Source organism: Pirellulales bacterium, assembly GCA_019636335.1.
In the GTDB taxonomy this organism is placed as follows: Bacteria; Planctomycetota; Planctomycetia; order Pirellulales; family JAEUIK01; genus JAHBXR01.
The window spans coordinates 298,368-317,300 of sequence record JAHBXR010000001.1; the positions used below are offsets into that span (position 1 = coordinate 298,368).

The 18,933-nt window shown below is 64.9% G+C and carries 19 protein-coding genes and 2 tRNA genes; 15 read left to right on the top strand and 6 right to left on the bottom strand.

The window, feature by feature from the left end; genetic code table 11:
* Positions 1-21: 21 nt before the first annotated feature.
* Positions 22-1,674, bottom strand: coding sequence for an ABC transporter permease subunit (locus KF708_01250; GenBank protein ID MBX3411314.1), 1,653 nt, complete (start codon positions 1,672-1,674; stop codon positions 22-24).
* A 241-nt stretch (positions 1,675-1,915) separates the two neighbouring features.
* Here KF708_01250 and KF708_01255 point away from each other — a divergent pair, with 241 nt between their 5' ends.
* The 4 genes from KF708_01255 to KF708_01270 are packed head-to-tail and all read left to right on the top strand — an operon-like array spanning position 1,916 to position 6,863.
* The gene (locus KF708_01255) at positions 1,916-3,268 is read left to right on the top strand and encodes an MFS transporter (protein ID MBX3411315.1); all 1,353 of its coding nucleotides are present in this window, start codon (positions 1,916-1,918) and stop codon (positions 3,266-3,268) included.
* Between the two features lie 34 nt (positions 3,269-3,302).
* Positions 3,303-3,611 (top strand): DUF997 family protein, encoded by a 309-nt coding sequence (locus KF708_01260; GenBank protein ID MBX3411316.1) that lies wholly within the window; start codon positions 3,303-3,305, stop codon positions 3,609-3,611.
* Positions 3,578-5,263 (top strand): sodium:solute symporter, encoded by a 1,686-nt coding sequence (locus KF708_01265; protein MBX3411317.1) that lies wholly within the window; start codon positions 3,578-3,580, stop codon positions 5,261-5,263. The genes KF708_01260 and KF708_01265 overlap by 34 nt, the downstream gene beginning before the upstream one ends.
* A 10-nt stretch (positions 5,264-5,273) precedes the next feature.
* On the top strand, positions 5,274-6,863 hold the full coding sequence (locus tag KF708_01270; GenBank protein ID MBX3411318.1) for an MFS transporter: 1,590 nt from the start codon (positions 5,274-5,276) through the stop codon (positions 6,861-6,863).
* A gap of 181 nt (positions 6,864-7,044) precedes the next feature.
* Here the strand turns inward: KF708_01270 and KF708_01275 are convergent, their stop codons facing one another.
* The gene (locus KF708_01275; protein ID MBX3411319.1) at positions 7,045-8,655 is read right to left on the bottom strand and encodes an amino acid permease; all 1,611 of its coding nucleotides are present in this window, start codon (positions 8,653-8,655) and stop codon (positions 7,045-7,047) included.
* Positions 8,656-8,874: 219 nt separating this feature from the next.
* Between KF708_01275 and KF708_01280 the strand changes: the two genes are divergently transcribed.
* The gene (locus KF708_01280; protein ID MBX3411320.1) at positions 8,875-9,969 is read left to right on the top strand and encodes an XdhC family protein; all 1,095 of its coding nucleotides are present in this window, start codon (positions 8,875-8,877) and stop codon (positions 9,967-9,969) included.
* Positions 9,970-9,998: 29 nt separating this feature from the next.
* On the top strand, positions 9,999-10,613 hold the full coding sequence (locus tag KF708_01285; GenBank protein ID MBX3411321.1) for a nucleotidyltransferase family protein: 615 nt from the start codon (positions 9,999-10,001) through the stop codon (positions 10,611-10,613).
* Here the strand turns inward: KF708_01285 and KF708_01290 are convergent.
* On the bottom strand, positions 10,610-10,774 hold the full coding sequence (locus KF708_01290) for a hypothetical protein (GenBank protein MBX3411322.1): 165 nt from the start codon (positions 10,772-10,774) through the stop codon (positions 10,610-10,612). The genes KF708_01285 and KF708_01290 overlap by 4 nt on opposite strands.
* 219 nt (positions 10,775-10,993) lie before the next feature.
* Here KF708_01290 and KF708_01295 point away from each other — a divergent pair, with 219 nt between their 5' ends.
* The 4 genes from KF708_01295 (at position 10,994) to KF708_01310 (ending at position 13,699) form a co-directional block, all read left to right on the top strand.
* Entirely contained in the window at positions 10,994-11,437 is a 444-nt protein-coding gene (locus tag KF708_01295) for a YkgJ family cysteine cluster protein (GenBank protein MBX3411323.1), read from the top strand.
* A gap of 15 nt (positions 11,438-11,452) precedes the next feature.
* Entirely contained in the window at positions 11,453-12,796 is a 1,344-nt protein-coding gene (hisS, locus tag KF708_01300) for a histidine--tRNA ligase (GenBank protein ID MBX3411324.1), read from the top strand.
* Positions 12,797-12,827: 31 nt separating this feature from the next.
* Positions 12,828-13,391, top strand: coding sequence for an HYExAFE family protein (locus tag KF708_01305; GenBank protein ID MBX3411325.1), 564 nt, complete (start codon positions 12,828-12,830; stop codon positions 13,389-13,391).
* A gap of 62 nt (positions 13,392-13,453) precedes the next feature.
* Positions 13,454-13,699: a hypothetical protein gene (locus tag KF708_01310; GenBank protein ID MBX3411326.1), complete on the top strand. Its 246-nt coding sequence runs from the start codon at positions 13,454-13,456 to the stop codon at positions 13,697-13,699.
* A gap of 20 nt (positions 13,700-13,719) precedes the next feature.
* On the opposite strand, the gene KF708_01315 is transcribed toward KF708_01310, so the two are convergent.
* Complete coding sequence (locus KF708_01315; GenBank protein MBX3411327.1) at positions 13,720-14,970, bottom strand: DegT/DnrJ/EryC1/StrS family aminotransferase; 1,251 nt, start codon at positions 14,968-14,970, stop codon at positions 13,720-13,722.
* 417 nt (positions 14,971-15,387) lie between these two features.
* Between KF708_01315 and KF708_01320 the strand changes: the two genes are divergently transcribed.
* From KF708_01320 to KF708_01340, 5 genes are all read left to right on the top strand, one after another.
* Positions 15,388-15,461: transfer RNA gene (locus tag KF708_01320), tRNA-Ile, on the top strand.
* A 188-nt stretch (positions 15,462-15,649) separates the two neighbouring features.
* Positions 15,650-15,722 (top strand) — tRNA-Ala (locus KF708_01325).
* A gap of 100 nt (positions 15,723-15,822) precedes the next feature.
* Positions 15,823-16,254, top strand: a complete 432-nt coding sequence (locus KF708_01330; protein ID MBX3411328.1) for a transcriptional repressor — start codon at positions 15,823-15,825, stop codon at positions 16,252-16,254.
* A gap of 137 nt (positions 16,255-16,391) precedes the next feature.
* Entirely contained in the window at positions 16,392-16,874 is a 483-nt protein-coding gene (locus KF708_01335; protein ID MBX3411329.1) for a hypothetical protein, read from the top strand.
* Between the two features lie 41 nt (positions 16,875-16,915).
* On the top strand, positions 16,916-17,452 hold the full coding sequence (locus KF708_01340; protein ID MBX3411330.1) for a hypothetical protein: 537 nt from the start codon (positions 16,916-16,918) through the stop codon (positions 17,450-17,452).
* A 4-nt stretch (positions 17,453-17,456) separates the two neighbouring features.
* Here KF708_01340 and KF708_01345 read toward each other — a convergent pair whose 3' ends face one another.
* Positions 17,457-18,149: a hemolysin III family protein gene (locus KF708_01345; protein MBX3411331.1), complete on the bottom strand. Its 693-nt coding sequence runs from the start codon at positions 18,147-18,149 to the stop codon at positions 17,457-17,459.
* A 175-nt stretch (positions 18,150-18,324) separates the two neighbouring features.
* Positions 18,325-18,840: a hypothetical protein gene (locus KF708_01350; protein MBX3411332.1), complete on the bottom strand. Its 516-nt coding sequence runs from the start codon at positions 18,838-18,840 to the stop codon at positions 18,325-18,327.
* Positions 18,841-18,933 lie beyond the last annotated feature (93 nt).

Sequence of the window (18,933 nt, forward strand, 5' to 3'; positions counted from 1 at the left end):
CGAGATAGGCCGCAGCAACGCTCACTTCGGCACTCCCCAGCGGCGTTCGAAGTAGCGCGAAAGGTAGCCGAGCGGGATCGACATCGCGAGGTAGAGCAACGCGGTGAGGAGCCCGAGCTCGACGAATTTCAGGCTCGAGCGCGACAGGACGAGGTACTCCTTGGTCAGTTCGCGCACGGCGATGACGCTCACGAGGCTCGTGTCCTTGAACAGGGCGACGAAGTCGTTTGTCATCGGGCCGAGGGCGGTTTGCAGCGCCTGGGGCAGGATGATGCGGCGAAAGGCGAGGGGTTCGGACATGCCGAGCGCCCGGGCCGCTTCCCATTGTCCGCGCGGCACGGAACTGATCGCGCTGCGGTAGACCTCGGCCTCGTAGGCGCCAAAGGCGAGGCCGAAGCCCAGGATCGCCGTCCAGACGGCCTCGAGCTCGAGGCCGAACGTCGGCAGACCGAAGTAGAGCGAGAACAACAAGAGCAAGAGGGGCACGCCGCGGAAGAATTCGACGTAGGCGATGGCCAGCCATTGCAGCGGCCGAGGGCCGTAGAGGTGCAGCACGCAGACGACCAATCCGATCGCCACGGCCACGAGCATCGAGGCGATCGAGAGATAGATCGTCGTGCCGGCGGCCTCGACCAAGAGTGGTGTATAATGCCAAATGGTCCACGACTCGGCCGATCGGGCCACGATGTTGATGTCGACGGCGTCGGCCGGCGGCGAAGGAGGTGGTTGGACGGGACTGCCATTGGCGTCGAAGCCGAGCGCGGCCAGCTCGTCGCTGCGCGCGGGGGCCAGGGCGAGCGCCGCCTGGCTGGGGTTCCAGATGTGCCAGCGGCGGAGGATTTTTAATAGTTCGCCCGAGGCGATTAGTTCATCGAGGGCATTGTCGAGCGCCGCGGCGAGATTTTCGTCGTCGGGTCGCAGGCCGATGCCGTACGTGCCCTGGCCGATGTTCTCGCCGACGAATTTTAATTTCGGGTTTGTGCTGGCGTAGAAAATAGCGATGGGCCAGTCGAGCAGCACCGCGTCGACGCGGCCTAATTCAAGATCGACATACGGTTCAACCTGTCCCTCGAAGCCGACGATCCTGGCCACGCCGCGCTGTTCGAGCAGGCGCTCGGCCGCGGTCCCGGCGAGCGTGCCGACCGATTTGTCGAGACAATCGTCGAGCGAGCGAATGTGGTCCTCATTCTCGCGCACGACGAGCTGCTGCGAATAGACGTAATAGGGGCGCGTAAAGCGCACCTGCCGGCGGCGCTCCTCGGTCATCTCGTAGCCGCTGATGATGACGTCGAAGTCGCGGTTCACCAGGCCGGGATAGAGCGTGTCCCAACTGTATTGGACGAACTCGGCACGGATCTCGAAGCCGCACTGCCGCGACATGATGGTGGCCAGCGAATTGGCCAAATCGACCTCGAAGCCGATCACGCGGCGCGGATTGTCGGGATCGAGCAATTGGTAGGGGGCGCCCCCTTCGACATCGCCCCCCCAGCGCAGCACCCCCTCGGGCAACCGCGCGCGGAGACGTTCAAGATCGACTTTTCGCCCGGGCGCAGGGGGCTCGGCGGCCATCGCAGCGTGCGAAGAGTACAGAAGCACGAGTGCCAGCAGGCAGCCGCAAGGGACCAAGGCAACGCGGACGACAACTTGGGGCAATTCGGTTGACCTTTCGGACACGAGGAGCGGACTCGATCGACGTGGCGCGAGGATCACGCGGCCAGGGCAAAGCTTACCGCGAGGCCGCACAGGCTGACAGTCTGTGCCACTTATGACGCATCGCGTGCGTGCTCGACGTCAGAAAATCGGGTTGTGAACTGCCTGCGCGCTTGTATCGCCCGCGTGGGCTGGTTATCACTTGGACTCTCGCCGGGGCGGCTCGTCCGCCATCCCCGTTTGCTGCGCACCGCTGGATCCCGACATGGAACAGAAGCCGTATCGTTGGTACCGGGAGCTGACACGCTATCACTGGTTCGTGCTGATCGTGGCCGCCTTGGGGTGGCTCTTCGACACGATGGACCAGCAGCTTTTCAATCTGGCCCGAGTTCCCGCGATGCGCGAGTTGCTGGCCCCCGAGCCGGGCGTTGCGCCGCCGAAGGAGCTTGTGGCGCAGCATGGCGGGTATGCGACGTCGATCTTTCTGATCGGTTGGGCCTCGGGGGGCATCATCTTTGGCATCCTCGGCGACCGCATCGGTCGCGCGAAGACCATGATGTGGACCATCCTGATCTATTCGCTATGCACGGGCCTGAGCGCGCTGGCGTGGGACACGTGGAGCTTTGGTTTCTTCCGCTTTCTGACCGGTCTCGGCGTCGGTGGCGAGTTTGCCGTCGGCGTAGCGCTGGTGGCCGAGGTGATGCCTGACCGTGCGCGCCCCCATGCCTTGGGATTGTTACAGGCCCTGTCGGCAGTCGGCAACGTGTCGGCGGCGTTGATCACGATGGCACTGGGCCGTTTGGCCGAGATGGGCGCGATCGGTAGCGCCTGGCGCATCATGTTCGTGATCGGTACGGTGCCGGCGCTGTTGGCGATAGTCATCCGCCGCCGGCTGAAAGAGCCGGAGCGTTGGACCGCGATGGCGAGTGACGCGGCCACGCGCAAGCACCTCGGGTCGTTTGCCGAATTATTTAGCGATCCACGGTGGCGCAAGAATGCACTCGTGGGGTTGGTGCTGGCCTTCTCAGGCGTCGTGGGCTTGTGGGGCATCGGCTTCTTCAGCTTCGATCTGCTGCAGTCCGTGTTTCGCAAGCGCTTCGAGGCCGAGGGGCTGACGGGCGCCGCCATCGAGGGAAAACTTTCGTTCTGGATTGGCATCACGTCGGTGATGCAGAACATCGGCGGCTTCCTGGGGATCTACGCCTTTAGTGTCATTACGCATCGCATCGGGCGACGTCCCACGTTTGCCTTGTCGTACCTGGCGGCGATGGCGAGCACGGCCTTCGTCTTCTGGAATCTCGACCAGTTCAGCGAGGTATTCTGGATGATCCCGCTGATGGGCTTCTGCCAGTTGTCGTTATTCGGGGGCTTTGCCATCTACTTTCCCGAGTTGTTTCCCACACGGCTGCGCAGCACGGGCACGTCGTTCTGTTACAACGTGGGGCGATTCGTGGCGGCGATCGGGCCTTCGGCGCTCGGGCTGCTGACGGGGCGCGTGTTTGCCGGCGACCCCGAGCCCATGCGTGCCGCCGGCGTCACGATGTGTGCCGTCTTCCTGTTGGGATTGTTGGCGCTCCCCTTTGCGCCGGAAACGCGTGGCCAGCCGCTGCCCGAGTGATTGCCCGTCCTACCTCCCTCGAGGCGCCTCTCCGATGACCGCACGCTTTCACGATCCGTTGCTCGCCAGTGCCCGGCGCGAGGCGATCATCACGGGCGTGATCTACGTCATCACGATGTGCTATTCGGTCGGCTATTGCCTCGCGTTCGGCTATGACCGCTCGATCGACGATCTGACCTTCGTGCTTGGCTTTCCGGACTGGGTCTTCTGGGGTATTGTCGTGCCCTGGATCGCGGCGTTCGTCGTGTCGAGCGTCTTCGCCATGTGCTACATGACCGACGAGCCGTTCGGCGAGGATGTCGGCGACGAGTGGGCCGACGAGTTCGGCGAGGGGCAGCCGTGAACAACGCTCCCTACGAACCTGGGCTCGGTACCGCCGCGGCGCTCTTGGCCGTGATCGTGGCCTCGGTCTGGCTGGGGGCGGCCGCGCAGCGGGCCGTGCGGAAGGGATCGTTCGTCCGCGGATACTTTCTCGGCAACCGCGGGCTGGGGGCCTGGGCCATGGCACTCACGGCCACCGTGCAAAGCGGCGGCACGTTCATGGGCTTTCCGTCGCTCGTCTACACGCACGGCTGGATCGTGGCGCTCTGGATTGCCGCCTATATGGTCGTGCCGATCTCGGGCTTCGCCGTGCTCGGCAAACGCATGGCGCAGCTCTCGCGCCGCACGGGCGCGGTGACCGTGCCCGACCTGTTTCGCGAGCGCTTCGGCAGCGCGGGCGTGGGATTGGTCGCCTCGCTGCTGATCATGTTCTTTCTCACGTTCATGATGATTGCCCAGTTCAAGGCCGGCGCGATCGTGATGAAGCTCTCTCTGCCCGGCACGGGGGCGCTGTCGCTGGCCGAGGATACTCCCGGCGGCGTCGACCGCGCGTATTACTTCGGCCTGGGCGTGTTCGCCTTGACGGTGGTCGGCTACACGATGATGGGAGGCTTCCTGGCCTCGGTGTGGACCGATTTATTCCAAAGCATCCTGATGTTCGTGGGGGTCGTGCTGCTCCTCATGCTCGCGCTGCCGCTGGTGGGAGGACTCGAGCAGGCCACGCGCAGCGCGGTGGAGGCGACCGGGCCTGGCTTTGCTTTTGGGCCAGGCTTCTCGAGCGACGAGCGGCAGTTTCTCCCCTTGGGGCTGGCCTTCTCGTTCTTTTTCCTGTGGGTCTTCGCCGGGGTCGGCTCCCCCTCGAGCCTGGTGCGCGTCATGGCGTGCAGCAACAGCCAGACGCTGCGCCGTTCGATCGTGCTCCTGGGCGCGTACAACATCGTCATCTACCTGGGGTTGATGTGCGTGTGCGTCTCGGGGCGGGCGTTGATGCCGAACATCGCCGCCTCGGACGAGATCATTCCCCGGTTGGCGCTGGCCACCACGCGCGATTGGTTCGGTGGCTCGTTCATCGCCGGCCTGATCCTGGCCGCGCCCTTTGGCGCGGTGATGGCCACGGTGAGCTCGTATCTGGTGGTGATCGCCTCGGGGCTCGTGCGCGACGTCTATCAACGGTTTATCGATCGTGCGGCGAACGAAGGAGAGATCAAGCGGCTGACCTACCTGGCGATGGTGGTCGTCGGTGGCATTGCCGTGCTGGCGAACATCCAGCCCGTGCAATACCTGCAGGCGATCGTCGTGTTCAGTGGCACCGGGCAAGCCGCCACGTTTGCCGTGCCGGCCTTGATGATCGCCTTCTGGCGCCGGGCGACGCTGGCCGGCGTACTGTCGGCGATGCTCTCCGGAGCGGGCACGGTGCTGGTTTTGTTCGTGCTGGGCATCGGCGGACCGAAGTTGGCCGGACTGTGGCCCGAGCTCGAGGTGCTGGCCGCCGATCCGATGATCGGACCGCAGACCTCGTTTCGTCCCTATTATCTGGCGGGGGTCGATCCGGTGGTCTGGGGTTTGCTCGTGTCGCTCGTCGCGGGGGTGGTGGTGAGTCTGCTCACGCGTCCGCCGGCCGAGGAAATACTAGAGCGTGTCTTCGACGGCGCGCCTCCCGCCACCGTGGAATAAGGTTCATCGCATGTCGCATTCCACCTCGCGCGAGCAGGTCGCTCGCGATGCCCTGGCAGCAGCGATCACCCCCGTGGCACAGGATGCTCGGATCGGCGTCGGGCATTACCTGGTGCTCGCCGCGGCGCTGTTGGGTTGGATGTTCGACGGGCTCGAAATGGGACTCTTCCCGCTCGTCGCCCGGCCGGCGCTCATCGATCTGCTGGGGGCCGTGGACGATGGCGTCATTGCCCGTTGGAACTCGGCCATCTCGGCAGGTTTCCTTGTCGGCGCGGCCACGGGAGGCGTCCTCTTCGGCTGGCTGGGGGACCGCCTGGGGCGCGTGCGGGCCATGATGTTGAGTGTCTTCACGTACGCCATTTTCACCGGCATCTGCGGCATCGCCGGCAGTGCCGAGCAGATCGCGGCGTTTCGCTTTATCTCGGCGTTGGGGATGGGGGGCGAGTGGTCGCTGGGGGTCGCGCTCGTGATGGAGGTCTGGCCCAATCGCTCGCGCTCGTTTCTGGCCGGCTTGATCGGCGCGGCGTCGAACGTCGGTTTCTTGCTGATCGCCACCGTGGGGTTGGGCCTGACGGCGGTGCTGGGCATGCTCTCCGACCTGCTGGGCGCGATGTTCTCGGCCGAGACCGTCGATTGGCTCGTGCGCAACTCGGGCTGGCGGATCATGCTCATGATGGGGGCCGTGCCGGCGCTGCTGACGCTGTTCATTCGCATCTTCGTGCCGGAATCGGAGCGCTGGCAGCAGGAGCACGAGCGTGGCTCGACGAGTCACTGGGCGGCGGCCGATCTCGTGGCGGTGCTCATCGGGGCGATCGGCCCTTGCGCGATGATCTACGTCTGGACCGTGGACGAGACCAGCCTCTTCGGCGGCACGCTGGCCCATAGCCTGGCGTTGCGAGCGGCCGTCTCGCTCGTGGGACTGGTGATTGCCATCGTGGGTTACGCCTATCCCGTCACGCGTTATCTGCAGCGTGCCGGTAGTGCCGCGGGGTCATCGGCCGCAAGCGAAGTACGCGGCACGATCACGCACATGTTCATGGGGGCGGGAGTCGGCGGCATTGCCCTGGTGGGCACGTGGGGCGCCACGCAATGGATCACGCTCTGGGCCGATCAACTGACGGGGGGAACGAACCCCACGGCCAAGGCCTATTCGGGCATCGCCTCGGCCAGCGGTGCGATTATCGGGACGATGCTCGCTGCCTGGCTCGGCGATAAGCTCGGGCGGCGGGTGTCCTACTCGCTCCTCTGCCTGGCGTCGCTCGGCTCGGCCATGTTGCTCTTTTTGGGAGAGCACGAATATGGGCCGACGTTCCTCGCACTGGTGTTCCTGGTGGGACTCTGCACGGCGTCATTTTACGGCTGGCTGCCGTTCTACCTGCCCGAGCTGTTTCGCACGGCGGTGCGGGCGACGGGGCAGGGGTTCAGCTTCAACTTTGGCCGCATCCTGGCGGCGGCCGGCGTGCTGGCCATGGGGCAGCTCGTGCAGTGGTTCGACGAGGACTATGCCCGCGCCGGTGCGACCATCTCGCTCATCTATCTCGTAGGTCTGGTGTTGATCTGGTTCTGCCCCGAGACGAAGGGCAAACCGCTGCCCGAGTAGAGTACCTTCCGTTTCCAGAGCTCGCGCGGAGTGGTTACATAGCAGTTGTGCTTGGGGTGGAGGTGAGATGGTGGGATCTCACTTGTCCTCTTGTCGCTGCGCGACACCGGCCATCTTGCGACTTCGGGGTTGTTTCAGTTGTTGTGTCTTGTCTCGAGCAGTTGCTCGATCGGCACGCTCGTCAGTCTTTCTTCAGCGGCGCGTCGGTTGGGGAGAAGCCCTGGGTGGCGTATTCCTTCCACAGCGCCTGGCCCATCACGCTGTGCCAGCGGCTGTAGAGAAAATAGATGACGAGGCCGATCACCAGCCAGACGGCCAGCCGGATCCAGGTATCCAAGGGGAGGAAGAGCATCATGATCAGGTTGACGACGATGCCCATCGGCGCGACGACGTAAAGCGCCGGACAGCGGAACGGCCGTGGCACGTCGGGGCGCGTGCGGCGGAGGATCAACACCGAGGCACAGACAGCCACGAAGGCCAGCAGGGTGCCGATGTTTACCATTTCTCCCAGCATCACGATGTTCGTAAAGGCGGCGGTCACGGAGATGCACGCGCCGGTGAGCATCGTCGCCAGGTGGGGCGTGGCGAAGCGCGGATGGATCTGGCCGAAGACCTGCGGGAGCAGCCCGTCGCGCGACATGGCCATGAAGACGCGTGCCTGGCTGAGGAAGGTCACCAGCATGACGCTCGACATGCCGGCCAGCGCTCCCAAGGCGATGAAGAAAGTGGCTCCGCGCAGGAGGACGCTTTGGTTCTCGCGCGCCACACGGCCAAAGGCGTCGGCAATCGGCGCGTGCAGATCTATTTTGGGATAAGGGACCATGCCCGTGATGACGGCCGCCACCGCCACGTAGAGGATGGTGCAGCCGATGAGAGAAACAATAATCGCGATCGGCACGTCGCGCTGCGGATTGCGGGCTTCTTCCGCATGCGTGGAAACGGAGTCGAAGCCGATGAACGCGAAGAAGACGATGGCCGCGCCGACCATGATCCCCGAGAAGCCGTAGGGGGCGAAGGGGGAGCGGACCGAGTCGTCGAGCGGCTGCAGCAAACGGTCGACACCGACCAGCCCCAGGATACCCCACTTCGAACCTTCTTGCTCTGAAACCACGCGTTCCGTGACCGGGATACCGGTCCAGTTCGAACTCTGCACGTACCAGACACCCAGGGCAATGACGAAGAGCACCACGGCCAGCTTGACGACGACCATCACGGCGTTCGTCGTGGCGCTCTCGCGGATGCCCACGACCAGCACGGTGGTGACGATGAGCACGATGATCGCCGCGGGCAGATTCAGCAGGCCGTACGTCTCGGTGCCAGGTATTTTGGTGAGCGGATCGGTACATAACTGTGCCGGTAGCCTGGGCAGCCCGGCAGCGGCCAGCAATTCGTTGAGATATCCCGTCCAGGCCGAAGCGACCACGGCACAGCTCATGGCGTACTCGAGGATCAGATCCCAACCGATGATCCAGGCGAAGAGCTCGCCGAGCGTGGCGTAGGCGTAGGTGTAGGCGCTGCCGGCCACGGGGGCCATGGCGGCAAACTCGGCGTAGCACAGCGCGGCAAAGGCGCAACCAAGCGCCGCGACCATGTAGGAGATGATGATGGCGGGACCGGCGTCGAGTGCGGCAGCACGCCCGGTGACGACGAAGATGCCCGCTCCGATGATGGCCCCCACGCCGAGCGAAGTGAGCGAGATCGGTCCCAGGACGCGCTTCAAGCGGTGTTCGCCCGCCATCTCGGCGGCCAGCACCTCGAAACTCTTGCGCACGGCAATCTGCTTACGCCACATGCGGCAACTCTCCTCAAAACTCGTTCCAAAATCGACCACGCGCGGCCGGGAATCGCGGCATTCTAGTCCACGGATCGTCGCAGACCAAACAGTGCGTCGCTCGCTGCCGAATACGACGTTTGGCGAGCGTGCCACGATCCGCCTGCCACTGGTGCGCTGGAAGACGTGGAGATACAGTGGAATCGTCCTTGCCCGCCTCGTTCACTCAATGGCCCTTCCATGCGCGACCTGATCCGCCAGCTACTGACGACCGTGGAAGCGGGGGACGAAGTCGCCTATTGCCGCCTCGTCGAGACACGGGGCTCCACGCCGCAGAAGGCCGGGGCCGCCATGCTCGTCTTTCCCGATGGTTCGCAGGCCGGCACCCTGGGGGGAGGCTGTGTCGAGGCCGAGGTCAAGCGTCGGGCATTGAAGATCCTGGACGAGGGGCCCGCCGAGGTGCTCTCCTTCCAACTCGACGACGACTACGGCTGGGACGACGGCCTGATCTGTGGCGGGCGCATGCGGATCTTGGTCGAGCCGATCCGAGTGGCGGCCGACCTGGGGGACTATTTCGCGACGCTCGATCAACTGCTGCAGCGGACCGAGGGCCTCACCGAATGCATCGTCTTCGACCGGGAAAAGAGTGGTTTGCCCGTGCCGGCCGCCTATCTGTTCAATGCGTCGGGCCGACTGGCCGCCCATCGCCATGCCGCGCAGGCAGACCACACGGCGCTCGTGCGGCTGCGCGAGCAATTGGGCGAGGTCGCCGATCGTCCGCAGCCGAGCGCCGTGCAGGGCATTGCCTATCTACCGACGTTGTCGCGCTGCCGGTTGTTGATCGTCGGCGGGGGGCACATTGGCCACGCCGTGGGGCAATTAGCGGTGGATTTGGATTTCGACGTTTGGGTGCTCGACGATCGCGAGGAGTATATCACGGCCGAGCGTTTTCCGCGGGCCGTGCGCCGTATTGCAGGGCCCATTGGCCGCGTGCTGCGCGACATCGACATCACGAGCGATACTTATGCCTTGATCGTGACGCGCGGCCACAATCATGACGAAGAGGCCTTGTTTCACCTGGCCGAGCGCGGCGCGCGTTACGTCGGCATGATCGGCAGCAAGCGAAAGATCAAGCTAATCTTCGACGACCTGCTCGCGGCCGGGGTCTCACCCGAGGCACTGGCCAAGGTCTTCGCCCCGGTCGGCATCGATATCGGCTCGCAGACGGTGCCGGAGATCGCCGTGAGCATCCTGGCCGAGCTGATTGCCTACCGCAATCGGCAGGGAGAGGTGCCGGGGCGGCCCGCCCCGATCGCCGTGGGCGAAACACTGTGAACGAGCGCTCCGCGGGATTTTCTACTCCCATGCAGAGCTTTGCCATTGTGCCGGCGGCCGGACGCAGCCGGCGCATGGGGCAACCCAAGCTACTGCTCGAGCGCGAGGGGCGACCGCTGATCGAGTATGTTCTCGCGGCCTGGCGAGAGAGCCAGATCGATCGCGTGGTCGTGGTGGTACATCCGGAAGACGATGAGCTGGCGCAGCGCTGCCGCCGCGCGGGGGCCGAGGTCGTACGGCCGGCCGCGCCACCGCCAGAGATGAAAGACTCGGTCGCCCAGGCATTGGGCTATGTGGACGATCTCTATCAGCCCGCGCCGGGAGATGTCTGGCTGTTGGCGCCGGCCGACATGCCGGCCCTTTCACCGGGAGTGATCGACGCGGTGCTGGCCGCCCATCGCGCGGCAGACGCCGCGATCATCGTCCCCACGCACCAGGGAAAACGGGGGCATCCGGTACTCTTTCCGTGGCCGCTGGCCCAGGAAGTGTCTGAGTTGGGGCAGGACGAAGGGATCCATATGCTCGTCGCGCGGCACGTGGTGCGCGAGCTCGAATTGCCGTCATCCGAGATCCTGCTCGACGTGGATCGTCCAGAGGATTTTGCCCGTTGGGCGAACGAGGGAGATCGCCGCCGAGAGGGCTAACGCCGCGCGGCATTCTCGTCGTTCGAGTCGGGGGGCTCGCGACGGATGAGCTGCCAGAACCAGGGACGCTCGCGCCGGGCGTGCGGCGCGTCGTAGCGCAGGTGGCACGAGGTGTCGCGCTGGTTGTGGGGCTCGATCGAGGCGAGTCGCGTGGAATCCATTCCGCAGCGCTCCGTAAAGTGGGTACGGCGGTAGCTGTTCTCGTCGCCGCCGTCGCCAGCATAACGTGGCAGGCCGCGCCCGACAATTCAAGTTCGCCCGCCGGCCGCTGGTCAGTCTAAGGGGGGTTTGCTAACCTACAGCCCGGCCACAGGATCGGATCGGCCGATGTGACGAAACGACGTCCGCCCGAGGCCAGGCAAGCACGAGGAGATCGCCCGATGGCGACTGCGACGCGACCCAAGCTCCGCCGCGAGGAGATCCCCGCCGGCGCCGTACTGTGCGAATACTGCACGGCCAAATGCTGCCGTTACTTCGCCCTACCGCTTGAGGAGCCGACGACCTGGGAGGATTTCGATTTTCTCCGTTGGTTCCTGCTGCACGACAAGGCGTGCTGCTTCACCGAGGATGGCACCTGGTACATCCTGGTCCACACGGTCTGCAAGCATTTGCGGCCGGACAATCTCTGCGGCATCTACGAGACTCGCCCCCAGGTCTGCCGCGAATACACCACCGACAACTGCGAATACGAGGATGACTGGGTCTACGACCGCTACTTCGAGACGGCCGAGCAGGTCTACGAGTATGCCGAGTCGGTACTGGGTCCGCCCGAGGGAGGCAGCTTCCGCACGCCGCGGCCAGCGCTCCTTCCGATCCTCGGTTGAGGTAAACCGGTCGCGATGATCGAACCGCGCACGCTCAAAGGATTCCGCGACTACCTGCCCGAGGCGATGATCCCTCGCGAGCGGTTGATGGAGACCGCACGTCGCGTCTACCGCTCGTACGGTTTCAGCCCCATCGATACCCCGGCGCTCGAGTATCTCGAGATCCTGACGGGGAAGGGGGGAGAAGAGACCGACAAGCAGCTTTACAAATTCCAGGATCACGGCGGCCGCTGGGTGGCGCTGCGGTTCGATCTGACGGTGCCGCTGGCGCGTTTTGCCGCGCAGCACGCCGGCGAGCTGGGCACGCCGCTGAAACGCTATCACATCGCGCCGGTCTGGCGCGGCGAGAATACGCAGCGCGGCCGTTATCGCGAGTTCGTGCAGTGCGACTTCGACACGATCGGCACCAAGGCGATCGCCTCGGACATCGAGACGGTGCTCGTCATTCACGATCTGTTTCTCGCCCTGGGGTTCACGGGGTTTCAGATCCACGTGAATAATCGCCAGGTGCTGGGGGGATTGCTCGACCGGTTGGATCTCTCCGATCGCGCCGCGGCGGTGCTCCGCTCGCTCGACAAGCTGCCCAAGATCGGCGCCGAGAAGGTGGCGGCCGAAATGGTCGCCGCCGCCGGAACGACCGAGACCCAGGCCAAGGAAGTGCTGCGTCTGGCCGCGATCGAAGGGGACAACGAAGCGATCCTCGAGCAGCTCGGTCCGCTGGTGGCAGGTAGCGAGCGGGGCGAGGCGGGCGTCGAGCAATTGGCGGCCTTGGTACGCGCGACGCGCGCCGCCGGCGTGCCGGCTAGTCGACTGGGGATCGACGTGGCGATTGCCCGGGGGCTCGATTACTACACCGGCACCGTGTTCGAGACCTTTCTCGACGCGCTCCCCACGATCGGCAGCGTCTGTTCGGGGGGCCGCTACGACAATCTGGCGGGGCTCTACACGAAGCTCGATCTGCCGGGCGTGGGGGCCTCGCTCGGGCTCGATCGTCTGCTAGCCGCCATGGAAGAGCTGGGGATGCACGAGAAGGTGGCCACGCCCGCCCCGGTCTTCATTCCCTACTTTGTCGAGACACGCCTCGAGGATTATCTGCGTCTGGCGGCACAACTGCGTGCGGCGGGCATCGGTGTAGAGCTTTATCCCGAGGCGAAGCGACTGGGGCAACAATTGAAATACGCCGACCGACGCGGCTTCCGCGCGGCGGTTGTCGTGGGAGACAATGAGTTCGCCGAGGGGCAGTGCCAGTTGAAGGATCTCGCTACGGGGGAGAGCCAATCGGTGCCGCTCAATGCCGATGTGGGTAGCCTCATTGCGGCCCTGCGCACGTTGCTCGCCACGGAGAAGGGGGCCGGATAGAATCGATCGCGCGCACTGGGGGGGCAATCACGTGGCGAATCGCGACAATCATTACGAAGCCGCCTTCGAAGGCTTTTTGCGCGAGCGCGGCATTCCTTATGTGGCGGTGGATGAAGCTCGTCGCACCACGCTCGGCGATGCAACATTAAAAAGCCTCGACTTCATCGTTACGTCGCCGCAGGGAGAGCGCTGGCTGGTCGACGTGAAGGGACGCCGCTTTCCCTCGGGCGAAGGACGCCAGTATTGGAAGAACTGGTCGACGCGCGACGATCTGTGGAGTCTGGCCCGCTGGCAGCAGATCTTCGGCGCGGAGTTTTCGGGCCTGTTGGTCTTCGCCTACAACGTCGTGGGTGATCGTTCTCCGTTGCCGCGCGAGCAACTGTTCGACTTTCGGGGCGGACTGTACGGGTTCCTGGCGATCCGGGTCGAGCATTATGCGCGTCATGCGCGGACGATCTCACCTCGCTGGGATACGCTGGCGATGCCGACGGGGGTCTTTCGTGGCCTGGTCGAACCGGTCTCGACGCTGCTCGAGGCAGGGGGCACGCAGGCGACCACGGGGAGCGAATTGGCGACTGCGGCGGACATGGTTTAGAATGAGGGGGCGGAAATCTCGGTCAGAGTCCACTGGCCCACTGCACGATGAGGCACGGTACCATGCGAGCAACTCGGACGAACTGGTTTGAACGCAGCCGCCGCTGGCTGGCCTTGATTTGCCTGCTGGTGACGCTGGGCGCGCCACAAACGGCCTGGGCCAAGAAGGAGCCGAAAGGCCCCCCCGTGCCCGAGGAAAAGAGTTATGTCACCCAGTATTCGCTCGTCTTGATGTGCATCGCGCTCGGCATGGTCTTGATCTGCAAGCCGAGCGGCCGCGCCGAACGCGTGAAGATGCCTGACGAATAAACCTGGGCGCCGCGCCACGATCAGCTCCGGGCGTCGACATCGCGGGCCGCCGGCACGCGCAGAAATTTTGGCGCCCCCATGGCCTGGCCTGGCGATGGGGCCGATTGGCCGAAGTAGGCGGCGATCGCCCGGACCACGGTCTCCTGTTCGTCGGGACGCAGGCCCGGGAAGATCGGCAGGGCCAACGTTTCGCGCGCCGCGCGTTCGCTTTCGACGAGCGTCGAGGGATCACAGTCCAGATCGGCGAAGCACTCCTGCTCGTGCAAGGGCACGGGATAGTAGATCTCGCTGCCGATCTTGCGTTCGGTCAGGTGGGCCCGCAGGGCGTCGCGTTTGCCATCGGGCACGCGCACGATGTACTGATTCCAGACGTGCCGCCGACCGCGGGCCTCGCTGGGGAGCGTGAGGACCTGGTCGAGTCCCCAGGCCGCGAACATCTCGGCGTAGCGCTCGGCATTCGCGCGGCGCTGGGCGGTCCAGGTCTCGAGATGCTGCAGCTTCACGCGCAGCACGGCGGCCTGAATCGAGTCGAGCCGGCTGTTGATGCCGATCTCCTCGTGGTAGTAGCGCTTGGCCATCCCGTGGACGTGCAGGATCCGCAGCCGTCTGGCGAGATCGTCGCGATTGGTGACGAGCATGCCGCCGTCGCCGCAACCGCCAAGATTCTTCGTCGGGTAGAAGCTGAAGGCGGCCATGTCGCCGAGTGCCCCCGTGCGGCGACCCTCGTATTCGGCGCCGATCGCCTGGCAGGAGTCCTCGATCACCGAAAGGCCGTGCCGGGCGGCGATCGTGCAGATCGCCGGCATGGAGGCGCACTGGCCGTAGAGATGGACGGGAATGATCGCCCGGGTAGCGCTCGTGATGTGGGCTTCGATCTTCGTCGGGTCGAGGCAGAAGTGGAGGGGCTCGATGTCGACGAAGACCGGCGTGGCGCCCAGCCGCGAGATGGCGCTGGCCGTGGCGAAGAACGTGTAGCTGGGGCAGAGCACCTCGTCGCCGGGGCCGATCTCGAGCGCCATGAGGGCAAGCAGCAGGGCGTCGCTCCCCGAGGCGTTGGCGATACCGTGCCGGGCGTGACTGTAGGCGGCGATTTCTTTTTCCAACTCGCCGCAATCCGGACCGAGAACGAAGCGGCCCGAGTCGAACACGCGGCGGACGGCGGCATTGATCTCGTCGCGAAGGCCGATATATTCGCGCGACGTATCGATCAGGGGAACCGGAGTCGGCTCAGGCGTGTCCTGTTGCTTCGTCGGAGTTGCGGCGTCAGCCATCGTTCATTCCTTGAACTGGCGGGTGATCGGTGTGCCGAAGGACGCGCACGGTGCGCGGCGGTGGCATGGGTAGCCACGGACGGGCGCCGGCGAGCGAAAGACGGGGCCGGAGAGTAGGGATTCGATGCCGGAGCGTCAAGATCGGCCGGTGGGGCCGCGCCCCGCCGGGTGAGCGTGATCTATACTTGCAGGCCCTGCTGCTGGCGTCGGGGCTCCGATCGCAGGGGTTGGACGCTTCGTGCGGGGCATTTTCCCCTTGCGACGCAACCTCGCGTGGTGGAGCATTTGACAGGTCGCGGTGTGGCCCTAAAATACGTGGTTTCAGCCCTTTCGAACGAGGCTCGTGCGAGGGGGTTGAGCCAGCGACGGCAGAGCGGAACTCGCCACCCCGAGGGGGCGGATTCCCGCGAGCCGGTCGGGCGCATAGCTCAGTTGGTTAGAGCGCGTCCCTGATAAGGACGAGGTCAGAAGTTCGAATCTTCTTGCGCCCACTACGAGACTATTTGAAAGGCTGGACCGCCGGTGCCAGCCGCGGCCAGGGACGGTCGGACGCCACGCTGCAGGCATCGGGAGAGAGGATCGCCCGGACTCTGGACGTGCCTGGCGAACCTCGATGGAGCGGATCGTCGCCGTCTTGTGCCCCGCCCGGCGTAGGCCCAGTGCAGAAAGATCGTTCGACGGGGACGTAGCTCAATTGGGAGAGCACCGGCTTTGCAAGCCGGGGGTTGAGGGTTCGAGCCCCTTCGTCTCCACTCGTCTCGGCTTCGCGAGAAGTGCCAGCAAAATTGCAAATGCAATTGTTTGGCATTAGCATGAGAGCAGCCGAGTGTCCTGGCGTAGGTACTGCCGCCCATGGCGAAACGCAAAGAATCTGATTGGCGTCCCGTGTTGCGCGAGATCGGCCTCCGCGCCACGCCGGCCAGGATCGCCGTCTGCAAGCTGCTCAGCGGTGCGGAAGGGCCCCTCACGCACGCCGACGTGGCCAACCGCCTCGAATCGCGGGGCATCGATCGGACGACGGTCTTTCGCAATCTGAACGACCTGGTCGAGGCCGGCCTGGTGCGGCGTCTCGAGGTAGGGGATCACGTCTATCGTTTTGAGTGGCGCCATCGCGAGGCGGCTCAGGGAGATCACCCCCACTTCGTCTGCGTGGACTGTGGCGAGGTGCGCTGCTTGACCGATGTCGCCCCCGCCGCGATTCCGGCCAGCCGCCAGCGCACGCACCAGATCCTCGACGTCACCGAAGTGCTCTACAAGGGACATTGCTCGAGCTGCGTCGAGTAGGCCGCGACTTCCGCTCTCTCGCGCAGCGGGCGGGCATCTGAGGTTGTCACGCGGCGGGACATGCCGGACAATCGAGCCATCGGCCGCTGTTGAAGCTTTCACTTATGCACCATCATCCTACAAGGTAGAGGTTCACGATGCTTGTTTCGCGTCTTGGTCTGGCCGTGATGATCTTGGGATATCTGGTCTTCGTCGCTGGTTGCGCGCCGAAGGCCCAACCGGGCGCGACTGCCGACGCGCACGGCGATCACGACCACGACCATGAAGAACACCACTTCGAAACCTACGACGAAGCGGTGAAAGGACTGGGCGAGATGCGCGACAAGATCCGCGACGCCTTTGCCAAGGAGGACGCCGACACGGCGCACGGGCCGTTGCACGAGGTCGGCCACCTTCTCGAGGAGCTGCCCGAACTGGCGAAAAAAGCGGGGCATCCGGACGAAGTGCTCGCCTCGGTCAAGGAGCACTCCGAAAAGCTCTTCGACCTGTTCGACAAGGTCGATCGCAAGCTGCACGGTGAGGAAGGGGTCGCCTACGACGAGGTCTCGGCCGATGTCGACGCCGCCCTGGCGAAGCTCGAACACCCTGAGGCCAAGCCCGCCGAGCCGGCCACGCCGTAGAATCGATCGCAGGGGCATCACTCGCGGAAGGTAGGAGCTCGATGTTCACGCAGACGAATATGCCATCGGGTCGCGCGCTGCTGGCCGCATCGTCGGTTGCCGTGCTGCTCGGCCTGACCGGCTGCGGTAGTGGCGTCGATTCGGCCGTCCTGGCCAAACGCACTCAATACCTGCGGACAGAAGAGCCGGCCGGCGCGACGTCGTTCGCCGACGCGCGTCAGACGCTGGACGAGAAACCGTCCGTGGTGCTCGTGGGCCGGATTTCGGCCGGCGACCAGGAGCCCTTCGTCCAGGGACAGGCGGCCTTCACGCTGACCGATGCCTTTGGCGACGCGGCGCATGGCGGCGACGGGGGGCACGATCCGGCGAATTGCCCCTTCTGTAAACGTCGGGCGTCGCAACCCGAGTCGAAAGCCATCGTGCAGTTTCTGGACGAGCAGGGCAAGGTCGTGCCGATCGACGCCCGGGAGCTGTTCGATCTGAAGCCGAATCAGGTGGTGGTGATCGAAGGGGAGGCCACGGTCGATCCGTTGAACGTGATGTTCGTGGCCGCCAAGGCGATGCACGTGCGTCCGTAGGCTGTCAGGCGAACGGCGCCGTGCAGTAGATCATGATCGCCAGGAAGTGGCAGACGCTGCCGGCGATCACCAGCACGTGCCACACGCCGTGAAAGTACGGGTAGTGGTCGCGGTGTAAAAAGATCGTGCCTACGGTGTAGCACAGGCCGCCGGCGACCATCCAGGCCAGCATGCCCAGTGGCGCGAAGGCGATCATCGGTTTGAGCGTGACGACGGGGATCCAGCCCATCAACAGGTGCAGCCGCGCGGTGACCGCGTCGACGCGGTGCGCGAAGAAGGCCTTCGCCGTGAATCCGGCCAGGGCAATGCCCCACATGATCACGAACAGCCACCACCAGTGGGCGGCACTCAGGTAGGTTACGGCCGGCGGAGTGAACGTGCCCGCGATCAAGAGAAAGATGCAGGCCTGATCGATCATGCGAAACAGGCGTCGCCAGCGCGATTGATGGAACGCGTGCGACAGGGCCGAGGCCAGGTAGACCGCGACCAGCGCGAGCCCGTACACGACACAAGCCACGATTTGCGCCGGCGAGCCGGTTTGGGAGACGACGTCGAAGAGCCACACGACACCGACGATACTCAGCAGGCATCCGAGTCCGTGGGTGACGGTATTGACGGCTTCTTCGCGATGCAGCCGTGCCAGCCTGGCGGCATGGCGCGCTTGCCAGATAGGATCGTGCGCGAGCGTGTCACTCATCGATGCTCGTCTCAACGGTGCGGCGGAGACCGACGCGGACCATACTTGGGATGAAGTATAGCAGACCTTTCGAGCGGGTCCTGGTCTCACAGCCGGTCTCGCCAGACGTGCCGTGGGTAACGATTGGAGCGGTCGGCCGGTTCTGCCGTCGCTGGCGCCACGCTGGCCGCCGCGTTCAGACCAAGGCGTCGATCGATTCGCTGGGGCCGGCCTCGTGGATGGCCGCCAGCTTCTCCAGCCATTCGAGCTGGCGCCTGGTGGTGGCCAGGTACGATTCTCGTTCGGCGCTCGAGATGCCCGCGGGTCCTGCCTGCTTTTCGAGTTCGGCGAGCTTCTCCTGCTGCTCGGCATACTTCTTCTCGAACAGCGAGACGAAGTCGATCGCCTCGTCGGGATGCGCGCCAGCCAGATCGGCTTCGAGGCGAATCTGCGCGAACTCTTGCAGTTCTTGCGCGGAGATCTCGCCCGCCTCGAAGAGGCTTTGCGCCAACTCCGAGAAGTCGCGGGGAGAAATGCTGCGGACGTCGTGCCTGGCCAGGATCTGCCGAAAGGCCGGGGTCGTGCCGCTGGCTACCGACGTGTGCGGATCGAGAGCCTCGACGGCCGAGAGGGCGACCTGTTGCGACGCCTCGCGCTCGGCATACGCCGCCAGCGCCGAGGATTGTCCAGGGCGATACGTGTCGATCCGCATAGGGGGCGATCCTCTCCGCAAGTGGGGCCGGGGCGCAATTCACCGCGTCCTGCCGTTTGCAACTCGCGTACCAAGAGCGTTCCGCAACGATCG